The sequence below is a fragment of the Pseudomonas sp. MF09156 genome, from assembly GCF_059862305.1.
Genome location: NZ_JCBCUR010000036.1, coordinates 1 through 15338, shown reverse-complemented (window position 1 = coordinate 15338; position 15338 = coordinate 1). Strand labels below are relative to the sequence as shown.

The 15338-nt window shown below is 57.4% G+C and carries 18 protein-coding genes; 14 read left to right on the top strand and 4 right to left on the bottom strand.

Annotated features, from left to right (window positions below):
- Positions 1-242: 242 nt before the first annotated feature.
- Both istA and istB read left to right on the top strand, forming a co-directional pair.
- The gene (gene istA, locus AC19YY_RS30735; protein WP_024012635.1) at positions 243-1742 is read left to right on the top strand and encodes an IS21-like element ISPst3 family transposase; all 1500 of its coding nucleotides are present in this window, start codon (positions 243-245) and stop codon (positions 1740-1742) included.
- Positions 1735-2538, top strand: coding sequence for an IS21-like element ISPst3 family helper ATPase IstB (gene istB / locus AC19YY_RS30730; RefSeq protein WP_010454871.1), 804 nt, complete (start codon positions 1735-1737; stop codon positions 2536-2538). Before istA ends, istB begins: the two co-directional genes overlap by 8 nt.
- 443 nt (positions 2539-2981) lie before the next feature.
- Here istB and AC19YY_RS30725 read toward each other — a convergent pair whose 3' ends face one another.
- Positions 2982-4010, bottom strand: a complete 1029-nt coding sequence (locus AC19YY_RS30725; RefSeq protein WP_058159172.1) for an IS30-like element ISPa59 family transposase — start codon at positions 4008-4010, stop codon at positions 2982-2984.
- A 164-nt stretch (positions 4011-4174) separates the two neighbouring features.
- Here AC19YY_RS30725 and msrB point away from each other — a divergent pair, with 164 nt between their 5' ends.
- The 4 genes from msrB (at position 4175) to AC19YY_RS30705 (ending at position 6969) form a co-directional block, all read left to right on the top strand.
- On the top strand, positions 4175-4618 hold the full coding sequence (msrB, locus tag AC19YY_RS30720) for a peptide-methionine (R)-S-oxide reductase MsrB (protein WP_003464965.1): 444 nt from the start codon (positions 4175-4177) through the stop codon (positions 4616-4618).
- Between the two features lies 1 nt (position 4619).
- Positions 4620-5159, top strand: coding sequence for a peptide-methionine (S)-S-oxide reductase MsrA (gene msrA, locus AC19YY_RS30715; protein WP_003464967.1), 540 nt, complete (start codon positions 4620-4622; stop codon positions 5157-5159).
- Between the two features lie 140 nt (positions 5160-5299).
- On the top strand, positions 5300-6004 hold the full coding sequence (locus AC19YY_RS30710) for a glutathione S-transferase N-terminal domain-containing protein (protein ID WP_003464969.1): 705 nt from the start codon (positions 5300-5302) through the stop codon (positions 6002-6004).
- On the top strand, positions 6001-6969 hold the full coding sequence (locus AC19YY_RS30705) for a magnesium and cobalt transport protein CorA (protein ID WP_011979111.1): 969 nt from the start codon (positions 6001-6003) through the stop codon (positions 6967-6969). Before AC19YY_RS30710 ends, AC19YY_RS30705 begins: the two co-directional genes overlap by 4 nt.
- Positions 6970-7173: 204 nt before the next feature.
- Here the strand turns inward: AC19YY_RS30705 and AC19YY_RS30700 are convergent, their stop codons facing one another.
- Positions 7174-7341 carry a hypothetical protein gene (locus AC19YY_RS30700; protein ID WP_016487060.1) on the bottom strand — a complete coding sequence of 56 codons (168 nt, stop codon included), beginning with the start codon at positions 7339-7341 and terminating at the stop codon, positions 7174-7176.
- A gap of 75 nt (positions 7342-7416) precedes the next feature.
- Between AC19YY_RS30700 and AC19YY_RS30695 the strand changes: the two genes are divergently transcribed.
- From AC19YY_RS30695 to AC19YY_RS30685, 3 genes are all read left to right on the top strand, one after another.
- Complete coding sequence (locus AC19YY_RS30695) at positions 7417-8430, top strand: zinc-binding alcohol dehydrogenase family protein (protein WP_002118279.1); 1014 nt, start codon at positions 7417-7419, stop codon at positions 8428-8430.
- A 72-nt stretch (positions 8431-8502) separates the two neighbouring features.
- Positions 8503-8934 carry a GlcG/HbpS family heme-binding protein gene (locus AC19YY_RS30690; RefSeq protein WP_005006001.1) on the top strand — a complete coding sequence of 144 codons (432 nt, stop codon included), beginning with the start codon at positions 8503-8505 and terminating at the stop codon, positions 8932-8934.
- A 61-nt stretch (positions 8935-8995) separates the two neighbouring features.
- Entirely contained in the window at positions 8996-9286 is a 291-nt protein-coding gene (locus AC19YY_RS30685; RefSeq protein ID WP_005005999.1) for a DUF1330 domain-containing protein, read from the top strand.
- 325 nt (positions 9287-9611) lie between these two features.
- Here AC19YY_RS30685 and AC19YY_RS30680 read toward each other — a convergent pair whose 3' ends face one another.
- The gene (locus AC19YY_RS30680; protein ID WP_003464979.1) at positions 9612-10082 is read right to left on the bottom strand and encodes a TlpA family protein disulfide reductase; all 471 of its coding nucleotides are present in this window, start codon (positions 10080-10082) and stop codon (positions 9612-9614) included.
- Between the two features lie 422 nt (positions 10083-10504).
- Between AC19YY_RS30680 and AC19YY_RS30675 the strand changes: the two genes are divergently transcribed.
- The 5 genes from AC19YY_RS30675 (at position 10505) to AC19YY_RS30655 (ending at position 13402) form a co-directional block, all read left to right on the top strand.
- Positions 10505-11152, top strand: coding sequence for a sulfite oxidase-like oxidoreductase (locus AC19YY_RS30675; RefSeq protein ID WP_002118288.1), 648 nt, complete (start codon positions 10505-10507; stop codon positions 11150-11152).
- On the top strand, positions 11145-11891 hold the full coding sequence (locus AC19YY_RS30670) for a ferredoxin reductase (RefSeq protein ID WP_002118292.1): 747 nt from the start codon (positions 11145-11147) through the stop codon (positions 11889-11891). Before AC19YY_RS30675 ends, AC19YY_RS30670 begins: the two co-directional genes overlap by 8 nt.
- Before the next feature lie 453 nt (positions 11892-12344).
- On the top strand, positions 12345-12617 hold the full coding sequence (gene grxC / locus AC19YY_RS30665; protein ID WP_005005995.1) for a glutaredoxin 3: 273 nt from the start codon (positions 12345-12347) through the stop codon (positions 12615-12617).
- A 67-nt stretch (positions 12618-12684) separates the two neighbouring features.
- A complete protein-coding gene (locus tag AC19YY_RS30660; RefSeq protein WP_003464986.1) occupies positions 12685-12966 on the top strand; it encodes a DUF427 domain-containing protein in 282 nt (93 codons plus the stop codon).
- Between the two features lie 169 nt (positions 12967-13135).
- On the top strand, positions 13136-13402 hold the full coding sequence (locus AC19YY_RS30655; protein ID WP_003464988.1) for a hypothetical protein: 267 nt from the start codon (positions 13136-13138) through the stop codon (positions 13400-13402).
- Between the two features lie 860 nt (positions 13403-14262).
- Here AC19YY_RS30655 and sdhC read toward each other — a convergent pair.
- The gene (gene sdhC, locus AC19YY_RS30650) at positions 14263-14637 is read right to left on the bottom strand and encodes a succinate dehydrogenase, cytochrome b556 subunit (RefSeq protein ID WP_005005993.1); all 375 of its coding nucleotides are present in this window, start codon (positions 14635-14637) and stop codon (positions 14263-14265) included.
- Positions 14638-15338 lie beyond the last annotated feature (701 nt).

The window sequence follows — 15338 nt, the reverse complement described above, 5'->3', positions numbered from 1 at the left end:
TAAGATGCAGAGCCGCATAGGTCGCCGTCATAGAACAGATTGGCCCGCACGCCGAACCGCGAGAGCAAATTAGACAAACGATCCATTGGCCGATCCTTGACGAGTCAGAACGCACAGACCATACCATTGTTGCCGCTGACCGAAAACTGACCCAGTAGAGGCTGTTCTGCCGACTGAAAACTGACCCAGGTGTTCAACTGCTTCTGCTCAATTTTTGAGCAGGAGAACACAGGGTGATCAGTATGGAAATGATGGGCAAAATTCGCCGGATGTATTTCCGCGACAAGCTGTCGCTGCATGAGATAGCCAAGCGCACCGGGTTGGCGCGCAACACGATTCGCAAGTGGGTCAGAGCACCTGAGGCCAAGCCGCCGGTCTACCAACGCCGCGCGATCTTCAACAAACTCAGCCCTTTTCACGCCACGCTGGAGCAGGCGCTAAAAGCCGATTCGCTGCGGCCCAAGCAACAGCGGCGCAGTGCCAAGGCGCTGTTGGCGCAAATCAAAGCCGAAGGTTATGACGGTGGCTACAGCCAGCTCACCGCGTTTATCCGTGCCTGGCGAGGGGGACAGGGCAAGGCGTCGCAGGCCTTTGTGCCGCTGACCTTTGCTCTTGGCGAGGCGTTTCAGTTTGACTGGAGCGAGGAAGGCTTGCTGGTCGGCGGCATTTACCGGCGTATGCAGGTGGCACATCTGAAGCTGTGTGCCAGCCGTGCGTTCTGGCTTGTGGCGTATCCGAGCCAGGGCCATGAGATGTTATTTGACGCCCATACACGCTCGTTCGGCTCCTTGGGCGGCGTGCCGCGCCGGGGCATCTACGACAACATGAAGACCGCCGTCGACAAGGTCAATAAGGGCAAAGGCCGGGCGGTGAATGCGCGCTTTGCGGTGATGTGCGCGCATTACCTGTTCGATCCGGACTTCTGCAACGTCGCCGCTGGTTGGGAAAAGGGCATCGTTGAAAAGAACGTGCAAGACAGCCGCAGGCGTATCTGGCTAGACGCCCAGGACTGCCAGTTTCACTCCTTCGAGGAACTCAATGCCTGGCTGGGCCAGCGCTGCCGCGCGCTTTGGAACGAGCTGACGCACCCTCAATACAGCGGGCTGAGTGTGGCCGAAGTGCTGGAGTTGGAGCGCGCTGAACTGATGCCTGTGCCAGCGCCATTCGACGGTTACGTCGAGCGGCCTGCGCGGGTCTCCAGCACCTGCCTGGTCAGCGTCGGGCGCAACCGCTACTCGGTGCCGTGTGAGTATGCGGGTAAGTGGGTCAGCAGCCGTTTGTATCCGACGCGAATCGAGGTGGTGGCTGACGACGCGCTGATCGCCAGCCATGTCCGCTTGCTGGATCGCGACCAGGTCAGCTATGACTGGCAGCACTACCTCCCGCTGATCGAACGCAAGCCCGGTGCGCTGCGCAACGGCGCGCCCTTTGCTGATCTGCCGGCGCCGCTGCGTCAGCTTAAGCACGGTCTGGGGCGTCATGCCGGCGGTGACCGGATCATGGCGCAAGTTCTGGCTGCCGTACCGGTCGCCGGGCTCGATGCGGTGCTGGTGGCTGTTGAGCTGGTACTGGAAAGCGGCAGCCTGAGCGCCGAACACATCCTCAATGTCGTGGCGCGCCTGGCCGCGACCGAACCACCACCCAGCGTCGAAACCCACTTGTCGCTCAAGGAAGCCCCCGTCGCTAACACGGCGCGCTACGACCGCCTGCGTGGCCAGACCGAGGAGATCGGTCATGCGTGATTTGATGGCGGAACTCAAGGAGCTGCGCCTGCACGGCATGGCCACGGCCTGGGCGGAGTTGACTGCGCAGGGTGAGTCGAACACAGCCTCGTCCAAGTGGCTGCTCGAACACCTGCTGGAACAAGAGCACACAGATCGCGCCATGCGCTCGGTGAGCCACCAGATGAACATGGCCAAGCTGCCGATGCACCGCGACCTGGCCGGCTTCGACTTCAGCGCCTCCAGCGCAGACGCTCGTTTGATCAGCGAACTGGCCAGTCTGGCCTTTACCGACACCGCGCAGAACGTGGTGCTGATCGGTGGGCCTGGCACCGGTAAAACCCACCTGGCCACTGCGCTGGCCGTGTCCGGCATCACCCGGCACGGCAAGCGCGTGCGCTTCTACTCCACGGTCGATCTGGTCAATCTGCTGGAGCGCGAAAAGCACGACGGCAAAGCCGGGCGGATCGCCCAAGCTCTGCTGCGCATGGATCTGGTCATCCTCGACGAACTGGGTTATCTGCCCTTCAGCCAGGCCGGCGGTGCGTTGCTGTTTCACCTGCTATCCAAGCTGTACGAACACACCAGCGTGGTGATCACCACCAACCTGAGCTTCGCCGAATGGTCGAGCGTGTTCGGCGACGCCAAGATGACCACCGCCCTGCTGGATCGGCTGACCCACCACTGCCACATCGTCGAAACCGGTAACGAGTCCTATCGCCTGCAACACAGTAGCTTGGCGGCCCAGGCCAAGATCAAATCACGGGAGCGAAAGCGTAAGGGCGGCCAGGAACCGGAGGACGATGAGCCGTTCTGATTTCATGGCGACGACGGCCTGCTACATGGCTGCGTGTGGCAGGTCTTAAACAACTGAACTGGGCTAGCGAAGGAGTGGGGGCAACAGCAGCTGCGCTGGTAGACTTATCCACAGTTGCTGGTAACAAAATCAGCAATCCGCCCTGGGTCAAATTTCAATCGGCAGGGTGGGTCAATTTTCCATCAGCGCCAACACACTAAGCAACCATCAGAAAATTTTGACTGTACGCCAAAAAATTCGCATCTACCAGCATCTAAACAGGCGTTGTTGATTATCATAAAACACTGACACTGTATTATATAATCGTGCTTTTGTGTTATTTTTTTAATATTTACTGATTACGTACTTGCTTAACCACTCAGTTGCGCTAGAATTAATAGACGCGAAATTTAAATCTCTAATTTTCCAACACTTGGCGGTTGCAGGAGCTGAGTGCAACACGGTCATTGAATTGAAGCTGGAGCATCATGCCGCATAGTCATGGCCTTCTGCATCACCTCACCCATAACTTCGATGGGGCACTTGAAGTCGAAGCGCTTACGCGGTCGCATGTTCAGTTGCAGTGCAATAGCGTCGAGTTCTTCTTGGCTGTGTACCGACAAGTCCGTGCCCTTGGGCAGATACTGGCGGATCAGGCCATTTATGTTTTCGTTGCTGCCGCGTTGCCAAGGGCTATGCGGGTCGCAGAAGTAAATTGCCACCCCGGTCTGCTGGGTGATTTCAGCATGCCGCGCCATTTCTCGGCCCTGGTCGTAGGTCATGCTCTTGCGCATCGCCAGCGGCATGCCATTGAGCGCTGCACTGAAGCCTTCCATCGCCGAGGTCGCCGTCGCGTCGTTCATCTTTACCAGCATCAGGTAGCCACTGGTACGTTCCACCAGCGTGCCTACAGACGAGGCGTTGGCCTTGCCCTTGATCAGATCGCCTTCCCAATGCCCTGGCATCAGCCGGTCTTCGATCTCCGGTGGGCGCACATGGATGCTGACCATCTCGGGGATCTGGCCGCGTCGATCCACGCCGCCAGAGCGCGGCCGTCGTGTCGTCTTACTTTGGCGCAGGCAGATGATCAGCTCTTTACGCAGCTCGCCGACCGGCAAGGCGTAGATGGCGTTATAGATCGTCTCGCGACAGACGTAGGCTTCTCTGAGGCTGGGAATGTTCATGCTGCGCAGCTTGCCGGCAATCTGCTCGGGAGACAAACGCTCGCGCAGCATATGGGCCACCAACTGGAAGCGCTCACTACTCGGCAAGAGCTTTCGTTTCGGTCGACAGCGTTGGCGGCGGGCCTGCATCTGCTGCTGGGCCATGCGGGCCGAGTAGCCGCCACAGACATCTCGATTGCGGCGCAGCTCCCGGCTGATGGTCGAAGGGGATCGGGTGATCAAGCAAGCAATCTTGCGCAGGCTGAACCCTTGGGCACGGCCGATTTGAATGGTGGCGCGTTCTTCAACGCTGAGTTCGGAATAAGACATAGGGGCAGCACCGTACCGGAAAGGTCAGGTGTTGCACTCAGTTTTTGCCGCCGCCCTTAGTAAAACCTCGTTTGCCATCCCACTACCATTGTAGGAGCAAATCAGGAGACATAAAAAATTAGCGGTAGCGTGCCTGGCCCTCTAGATAAGTATTGGAGACTGTAATGAAGTTTGAAAAGTCACAGACAGCAATCGACCACCTGACTCCCGAGCAACACCGAATTACCCAGGAGGCGGGCACCGAAAGGCCCTTCACGGGCGAGTACAACGACAACAAGGAGCCTGGCATCTACGTCGACATAGTGTCGGGAGAGCCACTGTTCGCTTCGACGGACAAGTTCGATTCGGGTACTGGCTGGCCCAGCTTCACCAAGCCGATCGTTTCGGCAAACGTGAACGAGGTGCGGGACAGCGCACACGGCATGGTCCGGACGGAGGTCAGGTCAGTACACGCAGACAGTCATCTCGGCCATGTGTTCCCCGATGGTCCTTCCGACCGCGGCGGTCTGCGGTACTGCATCAACTCAGCGTCCCTTCGCTTCATCCCGCGCGACGAGATGGAGTCCGAGGGATACGGTGAATATCTCGATCAAGTAGAGGAGGCTTAACATGCATCAGCGCGCTGTTCTCGCAGGAGGATGTTTCTGGGGCATGCAGGATCTGATCCGCAAGCGGCCCGGCATCATCTCGACCCGTGTGGGTTACACGGGCGGCGATATTCCGAACGCCACGTATCGTAATCACGGCACGCATGCCGAGGGGATCGAGATTGTCTTCGACCCGACAGTGACGAGCTACCGGAACATCCTGGAATTCTTCTTCCAGATCCACGATCCGACGACGCTGAACCGCCAGGGCAATGATCGTGGGCTCTCCTACCGGTCGGGCATCTATTATGTCGACGAGGAGCAGAAGCGCGTCGCCGAGGATACGATCGCCGATGTGGATGCCTCGGGGCTGTGGGATGGCAAAGTGGTGACCGAGGTCCAGCCGGTCGGCGAGTTCTGGGAGGCCGAGCCCGATCACCAGGATTATCTGGAGAAGCGCCCGGGCGGCTACACCTGCCACTTCGTCCGTCCCGGCTGGGTGCTTCCGAAGCGCCAAAAGGTTGACGACGTACAGCCAGCGGCCGGGACCGCGGCGGAATAGGCTTCACTGCCGTTGCCACTGCGCCGGTCCGGTCCGCAATCTTCGTGACCGCGTCGTTCAGCGACGCGGTCATCGAACCCTACTTCAGAGTGACGGCTCGTTCCAGTCAGTCGCCATCGCAACACCAGGATCGCAGATTTATGCCAGACCTCTCGTCCTTTCCGATCACGCAGCGCTGGCCGGCATCTCATCCCGATCGCCTGCAACTCTACGCAGCCCCTACGCCCAATGGCGTCAAGGTCTCGATCATGCTTGAGGAGACTGGCCTGGCGTACGAGCCCCACCTGATCGACATCTCGAACAACGAGTCGAAGGATCCGGCGTTCGTGTCGCTGAACCCGAACGGACGCATACCGGCGATCATCGATCCGGCTGGCCCTGACGGTAGACCCATCGCCTTATGGGAATCCGGTGCGATCCTCCTCTATCTGGCCGACAAGACGGGTCAGTTCATCTCCACCGAACCAGGCCAGCGTTACGAGACCCTAGCGTGGGTGTTCTTTCAGATGTCGGCCATCGGGCCGATGTTCGGTCAGCTCGGCTTCTTCCTGCGATTTGGCGGCAAGGACTATGAGGACAAGCGGCCGCAACAGCGCTTTATCGACGAATCCACGCGTCTGCTGGGGATTCTGGATCGCCGGCTGGAAGGCCGCGACTGGATCGTCGACGACTATTCGATCGCGGACATCGCGACGCTCGGCTGGGTGAATGCGCTGGTGGAATTCTACGCTGCGGGTGACATCCTTGGCCTCAGCAGCTTTTCGAACGTCCGCGCATGGCTTGGACGCGGGCTGGCTCGACCGGCCGTCCAGCGTGGCCTCCACATTCCCGCGAGGCCAGCATGAGCATCATCGCCGCCTATTATTACAACGAAGGCAAGCGAGTTCGCGAAATCGCGCTCGATGAGCACGTCAAGTTGGGCGAGAGTCGCTCGGGCTTCTGCTGGATCGCGCTTAGCGAACCCACCCCCGAGGAACTACTCGCGATCCAAAGGACATATAATCTTCATCCGTTGGCGATCGACAACGCGATGCACCCGCTGTGCCCGCCCAAGCTCGAGGTCTACAACGATGAGTTGTACGTCGTCGCGCAGACCGCCGAGCTGGTCGGCGACCGGATCAGCTACGGCAAGATGGCGATCTTCACCGGTCACAATCACCTTATCACCGTGCGGCACGGCAATGCCGGAGCGCTGGGCAAACTTCGGGAGCAACTCGAGGCATCGCCGACGCAGTTCGGCAAGGGTGTCGACTATGTGCTGCACGCGATCTTGCATCGCGTGGTCGACCAGTATCTGCCCATCTTCGAAATGATCGAGGACGACGTCCTGGCGATGGAGCGACGGTCGCTGCACGATTTCCTCGGGCCAGAAGAGGTGGCGCGAATCTTCGAACTAAGGTCCGAACTCACGCGGTTCCAGCGCACGCTCAGGGCTATGGCCGAGCTGGTGCGAAAGCTCGTTCGCGGCCACTTTCCCTGCATCAGCGCCGAAATGACACCATATTTCCACGACGTCGCGGACCATGTCCACCGCGTGCAGTCCATGGTCGACGGCCTCCTGCTTGTCCTGTCCACGGTCTTTGAGGCCAGCAGCCTTCTGGAAGCGCAAAGGATCGGTGTGGTCACCCGCCAGCTCGCGGCCTGGGCGGCAATACTGGCAGTCCCGACGGCGATCGCTGGAATATACGGCATGAACTTTAAGCACATGCCGGAGCTGGACACGGCCTACGGATACTTTGTCGTGCTCGGAGTGATAGCGATATCGTGCGTTTTCCTATTTGTGCGCTTCAAGAAGGCTAAGTGGCTGTGAATACTGCCCATCGTTTTCTTCGCCGTCATCTGACGGTTACAGCGGGCCTTATACGGAAGCTTGTCCAATCCAACTCAAGATGAAGGTGCGTCCATGACATAGCAGCTGACCGACGCTCTACAAGCAGTTCAGTCCTTCATCGCCAAGGGCTAAGACCGCGAATAGCGCGTCAAGGACAGCAATCTCGTCGATCTCGAGCCAGGATCAACCATCGGTCCGTGCGGCATCTGCGTCGACGCGGCGTTTCGCCTCGGAAGCGGTGATGATGGCGATAACGCCTCCACCCTCTACGCGATCACCGATCCGGCGACCGAGCATAAGGGCCTGTTGATCGACGTGTTCGATGAAATCTGCTACCGCGACCCAGTTCAAGAGTCGGGACCTCAATGTAGAAGAAGTTGACTAACGAGCATTCGCGTCATCCGATCAAGCAAGCTGGAGACATTTATGAAAGCCATTGGTTACAAGGTTCCGGGACCCATCGCCGCGGATGCCGCGCTGGTCGACATCAATCTGCCTCGGCCTGTCGCTGCAGGATACGATATCCTGGTTGAGGTGAAGGCCGTCTCGGTCAACCCGGTCGACTACAAGGTCCGCAACAGCACGCCGCCGGCAGATGGCGATTGGAAGGTGCTGGGATGGGATGCCGCCGGGATTGTGCGCGAGGTCGGCCCCGACGTCACGCAGTTCGAGTTAGGCGACGAGGTCTATTATGCCGGATCGATCACACGGCCCGGTACCAATGCGGAGTTCCATCTCGTCGACGCCCGGATTGTCGGTCACAAACCTGCGTCGCTCTCCTGGGCGGAAGCGGCGGCGCTGCCGCTGACGACGTTGACGGCCTGGGAGGCGATGTTCGACCGCCTGGACGTGGCGAAGCCCGTACCCGGTGCGGCGGAGGCGATCCTCATCATCGGTGGCGCGGGCGGGGTTGGGTCGATCGCCGTCCAGATCGCGCGACAGCGCACGGACCTCACCGTCATCGCCACAGCCTCTCGACCGGAAACCCAAGAGTGGGTAAGAGGGCTTGGAGCTCACCACGTCATCGACCATTCTCGTCCGCTCGCGCCACAGATCGCCGAACTCGGCATCGGTGCTCCCGCTTTCGTCTTTTCGACCACACATACCGAGCAACATGTCGCCGACATCGCCGAACTGATCGCCCCACAAGGACGGTTCGGACTGATCGACGATCCCAAGGCATTCGATATCATGGTTTTCAAGCGCAAGGCGGTGTCGATCCACCACGAGCTGATGTTCACGCGGTCGATCTACGGCACGCCCGACATGAATGAGCAGGGCGAGATTCTGGATGCGATGGCAGCGCTGGTTGACGACGGCAAAATCCGCACGACGCTGACCCGGCGACTGTCGCCGATCAATGCCGCCAATCTGAAGACGGTGCATGCACTGATCGAAAGTGGCGCGGCTAAAGGCAAGATCGTCCTCGAAGGCTTCTAACGACCGCGATCGCCAAACATCTTGTCCAACCTCAAAAAGCCGAACGGGTTATGCCCCAGCGATGAGAATCCCATGACCAAATCTATTGCCACCGCCTCGATCAACCGCGAAACCGCAGTCGCCCTCATCGACGCGGCGCTCGCTGCGGCCCGTGCCATCGGCATCCCGGCTGCCGTCGCCGTCGTCGACGCCACCGGTAACCTGCGCGCGTTCGAGCGCACCGACGATGCGCCGTTCCTTACCGTCGATGTTGCCATCGACAAGGCCTGGAGTTCCGCCTCGTTTGGGTTCCCGACCCATGTCTGGAACGACTATGTGACCAACGATCCAAAAGTGGCGCCGCTAGCCTATCGCCCTCGGATGGTCGCTGTCGGCGGCGGTTATCCGATTCTGGAGGATGGGAAGTTGATCGGCGGCATAGGCATCTCCGGAGGCAACTATCAGCAGGATCAGGATGCGTGCGTCGAGGCACTCATGAAAATCGGGTTCCAGTTGCCAGCCTGACGACTGTGAGGCCATCACCGGTGGTAATGGCCAACAGATCCAACCTTTGAGAGGCCTAATGATGGAAGCGTTCGTCGTCTTTACGCGGGAAGAAACCAGCGACCCACATGCACTCGCAACCTATTCTGCAGGCGTCGGACCATCGTTCGATGGTCACGACGTTACCTTTCTCGCCGCTTATGGCGCGATCCAGCATTTGGAGGGGCCGCCCATCGAAGGGGCCGTAATCTTGCGTTTCCCGACGATGCAGGCCGCTCGCGACTGGTATGACAGTCCCGCCTACCAAACCATCGCTGCTCAACGCTTTGCCGGTTCCCGTTACCGCGCCTTTATCATTGAAGGGCGGCGGTGACATACCGACAGAAGCACTTCGGCGCTGACCACGAGGTATCGGCGTGTGAACTCGCATCTTGGGAATCTGTGGGGGGGACCAAGACAGCGGCGCTAGGGGCTCATATCGTCGATCGGATCAGAGAGTTGCTCGGCGAGAATGGGTTATCTATTGCCGAGCTGACGGAGCGGAGCCGCCCTCTCCCAACGGATTGATTCAATCGTTGACGCTCCTCCTATCCGGATCCGGGTTTTCGCACGCTGATCAACAGAGTTACAGCGCGCAACGCCTGTAGTGGGCATCAGGGGATGGGTGGCAATCAGGATGATTGCCCACCTTCCAACGATTAACCTTGCTCAAGTTGCTTCACTAGTCGCTCCGCGTCGAGATGGAAGTCCGAGAAAACAATGCTACCGCCAGCGTCGATAACCGTAAACCACGGAGTTCCTCGTGTGCGGTAGTCTTCCATGAAGGTTGGAAACGGCGAGCCGGTCGGTTGCTCGTCGTGACCGAAAACGATAGGAAGCTCATACTTGAGCTGGTTCACGCGCAACTTCTCGAAGGTATTCTCATGCGTTCCTTCGAAGACGGTCTGGATCACTGCGAACCCCACGTCTTTTGAGCTCAACGCTGCATGCAACTTTTGTAGCGTCGGAAACCCATGCAAATGGCAACCTTGGCACCAATGCTGGAAGGCAAACAAGATTTTCGGGCCGGGCCCGATATCTGACAGTTTGAACGGCGCGATACTTTCCCCATCTTTGCCAATCCATTTTTGCACCCGCAGCTCAGGCGCTTGTCGTTCGATCTCGTTCATCTGATCCTCCAACCCCGATACAGAAGCTTAGTGGATGATCGCGCGTCGCGACGGTGCGCGAACGTCCGACCTTATTTTCCCTATTTCCTGAAGCCAGAATAGATCAGATCGACATTTCGTCCTTAATATACTCAAGCTGCCGGCGAGCGCGAACTGGGCAACCATGCGCTGGTGAGCCTTGAGCTTTGCACGCTGCCCATCCGTTTGAGAGCGAACCTGCAACTTCCGCTCCGCATACCGCAGATCAGCGTACGCAGCCTTGGGGTTATCTACCCTATAGCCATTGGGTATTGGGAATCATGCTGGCCTGACGCTATGTTCGATACGCGATTTTTTACGATGATAGAGCATCTGTATCTGATTTTTAGTCGATTGGCTTATTCGGCGGATGTGCGGGCAAATGCTTTACGCAGAGTACTGAAATGAAGGCCGGCTTCGGTCTGCCGTATCGAGCAAGAGGGGTCACTATGGTCACCAGAGGTTTCACCGGTCGCGGTTCAGGCGACCAGTCCGATCGGATTCCGCCAGGTCAGCATCTGGTGGAGGATTTCCCTGTTCTGTCGGCCGGCCCTACGCCGAGGGTAGAGCCCTCCGACTGGAAATTCACAGTCAAAATTGGTCCGAAGCCCGTCAAAACGTGGAATTGGGGCGAATTCAACACTCTACCAAAGACCCAGGTGACAAAGGATATTCACTGCGTCACCTCTTGGTCCAAACTGGATACCGTTTGGGAGGGTGTACTCATTGAAGACATCCTTGCAGATGCAGAGCTTGATCGGCCTACCGATTTCGTCTTGGCGCACTGCTACGATAATTATTCGACAAACGTCCCTCTGACGGATCTGCTTTCCGGGAAAGCGATGGTCGCCCTCAGTTATGCGGGCAAGCCACTTTCCCGCGATCATGGGGGGCCGGCGCGTCTTCTAGTGCCGCACCTTTACTTCTGGAAATCCGCCAAATGGGTGAATGCGCTGCAATTCACGACGCGTGACGAGGCCGGCTTTTGGGAGCTGCACGGCTATCACATCTACGGCGATCCGTGGCGCGAACAACGATACACCCATGACTGAAAACGAAGCGCAAGTCCGTTCGTGGCAATCATGCGTGATCGACGACATCATCCAGCAAACACCGAGTATCAAGAGCTTCTTCCTTCGGTTGAGCAAGCCGTTCGCGCACACCGCAGGTCAGCACGTCGATATCCGGCTGACCGCGCCCGACGGCTACAGTGCAATGCGCAGCTACTCGATCGCGTCATCGGCAGTTTCGACCCCGATCGTCGAGATAGCTATCGAGCGCATGCCGGATGCCGAAGTTTCGCCGTTTTTTCACGACATCGCGGCGATTGGTGACGAAATCGAAGTTCGCGGTCCGCTCGGTGGCCATTTCCTTTGGCCTGAGCCTGCCATAGATCCGGTTCTGTTGATCGGGGGAGGCTCCGGCCTCGTGCCGTTGATGGCAATGATCCGGCAGCGCCGCGCATTGGCCCAAGCCGTTCCGACAGCGTTGCTCCTGTCCGCACGAACCGCCGAGGACGTTCTCTTCTCAGAAGAACTTCATTGCATCGAAATCAGCGATCCGGCGTTCGTCCTGGCGCTCGCGATTACGCGCGAGAAACCGGTTCGCGCATCGGACTTTGCGCGACGGATCGACGGCATGATGGTCCAAGAAATTCTAACCAGGCTTCAGGGAAAGCCGACGCAAGTGTTCGTCTGCGGGTCTAACGGATTCGTCAACATCGCAACCGATAGCGCGCTGCTGGCGGGCTTGGACGCCTCCATCATCAAGACGGAGCGCTACGGGGGCTAGCGGCGCGAGCTATCTCACGTCGCGCCGATCGTAGACGTGCGCCCTGGGAAGCTTTGGCGATCAACGTGAACCGTTTTGCCGAACACAGTCTTCGTACCCCCCGGCCTCTAGAACGCCTTCGCTCGCGATACCTGGCTCGACATCAAGCTCAATTTGAAAGTTCCTGCACTATCCGTCGTCCTGATATGCTCGACCAGCATGATGGGCGATTCGAGCGGGACCGCTTCCGTCCCAATCGAGGCTCGGTTACCTTAGAGCATCGGCTCGGCGCTACAGGAGGCGCGTGCGGCCTCTGCCTGGCGGTGAAAGCACTTTGGGCCATGTCGCCTGGATAGCGGCCAATCGTCAGCATCTGCTCCGATGTCGGCCAAGGTGCAGTCGCCATCTTTGAACGCCGCGAATTGGAGATCAACGCCATGACAGCGATCCGCGTGCAACTGCCGGAGATGCAATATGACAACTGATGTATTGCTGTACACCACGAATTGGTGCCCGTTCTGCCGCCGAGCGAAGGCGCTCCTCAAGGAAAAGGGCGTGCGATGGAAGGAGCTCGATATTGAGGCGGATCCGGCTCACCGGCAGGCCATGGCGGAAGCGTCGGGGCGAAGCTCCGTGCCGCAGATCTTCATCAATGGCACCCTTATCGGTGGCTCCGATGAGCTATTCGCGCTCGATGTCAGAGGCGAGCTCGACAAACTTCTCGGGCGCAACCCGCCTGCCACCTGAGGAGGTGCGGCTTGGGGCAGCCAGCCCGCGAGCCTTCGCCGGTTGATGAATACAAAAGGAGAGTCCGTTGGTCTCAGCCATCTGGAAAGACACTACTATCGCCACAAGCGACGAAACAGTCATCGTCGAGGGAAATCACTACTTCCCACCGTCAGGAGTCGACCTGAGCCTGCTTGAGATGAGCCCGCACACATCTGTCTGTCCGATCAAAGGCGCCGCGCGCTTCTTTCATGTTCGCGCGGGTGACGCGCTCAACGTGAACGCCGCTTGGACCTATCCCGCCCCCACTCCGGATGCCGAGGGTATCCGGGATTACATCGCTTTCTGGAAAGGCGTGGACGTTGCCTAGCAGACTGGACGGACGACTTCGCTGATAGCCATGCGGGCGCCGACATCTCAATTATCCTGCCCACCCCGGGCCTCGTCGGCTGCAGGAATCTGCCCGGCACCTTAGCGCGACCCGGCACTGGCGGTCTCGCACCCGCCGCGCCTCTGTTCTATCAATAAGGATGGATGACATGGAGCATTCCGAGTTCGATGCCGCTTTCGCGAAGCTTGCGGAGGGATACAGAGAAGGGACTTATGAAGGCCGGCGTTTCAGCTTGATCGTCCGGCGATCTGGGGACGGACGTCGCAACAGTCTGTTCGCCAGGGAGTTGGACGGGACTGACATTGTCAGCTTCAACCTCTTCCGCGTTACATCAGATAGGACATTGTTGAAGCCGTGCGAAATGTCCGCCGAAAAGGTCGTAGCGTTCGTGCTGGAGTTCCGACCGGACACCTGACGGGCAGAAGAAGATCCCGGCCAACCGGCGCGCCTGCGACGGCCGGCTATCTAAGGCTGCGCAAGCCTATAGCCGCAGCTCATTGCACTTCGTCTGGCGAGGAATTCAACATCGATACGTCGCCATCCGCGGGGATATCGGTACAGGCGCCCGTGTAAGCCAGATTGAGAAATCCTAAGCGATGACTAACACCAATGACGCCACCCTTCCGACACATTCTATTCTTGAGGAATGCACAGCGATGGCTGTCGTCAACGCTCTGAAGATTATTCTGAAGAACAGCTACGCGATCTACCTTAAGACAAAAAATGCCACTCGGGCGCATCCCGCCCCTACTTCAGGGACTTTCACTTGCTTCTCGCTCTGTCACTCACAGCATCGGCACGCCCATGACGCATGGTATCCAGGCCTCATAATTTTCCCATATAACCTTCTTGTCTTTTGCGCACCCAGAAAGACTCGAGGCTTTAACTGGACAGATGAGCCCTCGAGGGTAGTGTTCACCTGATTGGCTTTCTCATATCTGATGTTGATTCGCACAGTGTGCCAACCAGGTGATAGTTTCAAAAAACCTGCGCTTCAGAGCGAATTAGACGATCTTCGATAAGAGCGATCCGCCTCAAAATCCAAAACATCTAACATTGTCCTAGAGCCATATTTGTACCTAGTACTATGGCGCTCCCATTAACACATTTGATGATGCACAGAAAACTTAGCTCATGATAGCTTTCAGCTAACAGCTATTCGGAAGCCCGAAAGGATTCAACCGTTTAAGCGTGAACCGTCGATTATAAATACTTTCGTAAGTTAGCTTTAAAGGACGCTTTTAGTCCTTGTAAATACGCATTACGACTCCACAGCTACCAAATCCATACGGCGCCAGCAACCATTAAAACACCCGACACTACTAAAACAATAGTAGAGGCGCGATTGCTGCCTTTCAAAGTATGACCAACACCCACATCCATAACTAGGTGTCGAATTCCGGCTACGAGATGATAAATAAATGAAGAGTATACCAACCAGAAACTAACTTTGCCGAAAGGTGAAGAAAAAATCTCCTTGACTTCATTAAAACCCTTTTCTGACTCCAACGATTTGCTCAGCATATACAGTATCAGTCCCAGAAAAATAAAGAGCATAATTCCTGAAATCCGGTGCAGAATCGATGTAAGCGCCGTGAGAGGAAGCTGAATGGTTCGAATATCAAGATTAACCGGCCGCTTTTTATTCATTTTGACTCCAGTCAACAATTCTAGTGGGGGATTTCAGTTTTCGATCTCATTCATCATAGCAGCTGTAACTAAGGCTGGCGGCGACAATAATGGAGATATTCGGGGCTTACGTTGCATTTTGAGGTCGCAAGTGCATGTGCGTAAATTGAAGCAAATTGCAAGGTTATGCCCAATAGGTAGCTAGCTTATTAATTTAACAAAAGTGACGTGTGTCGTTCTGCAGGGCATGCTGTTCCCCAACCCTGGAAAACCTATCCTCTTTAACACGTCAAAGTCGATTGATAGGCTTGCTGCAACAGCTATCTGCCCGGTTGAAGTCGAAGATCGATGTATCTGTAGGGTTTGGAAATAAATGCGGGCGCCCACCGCACTCACGGCTCAGTTACCATTCTTTGTGCATCGCGGCCGCGCGGCTAGTTGGTAGCTGTTCTAAGCCTAGTCAGTGCCGCCCTTCGCCCCAAGCCCCATAGTCAGATTTGAGAAATGACAGTAGGCGATGCCGCAACGCGCTTCATCGACCTATGTAAAACGACTCCTTTATCGAAATAGTGCACTCATCGCTCTCCACGGCGATCCCTTCATCGCGAATTGCACCGCCCAAGACGATCTGCACTGAAATCAATACTTTCTGATGCCTCTTGATTAGAGATGCCAGCCATAATCATCTCATCGCCAACGCATACGGCGTTCGGCAGCCAACA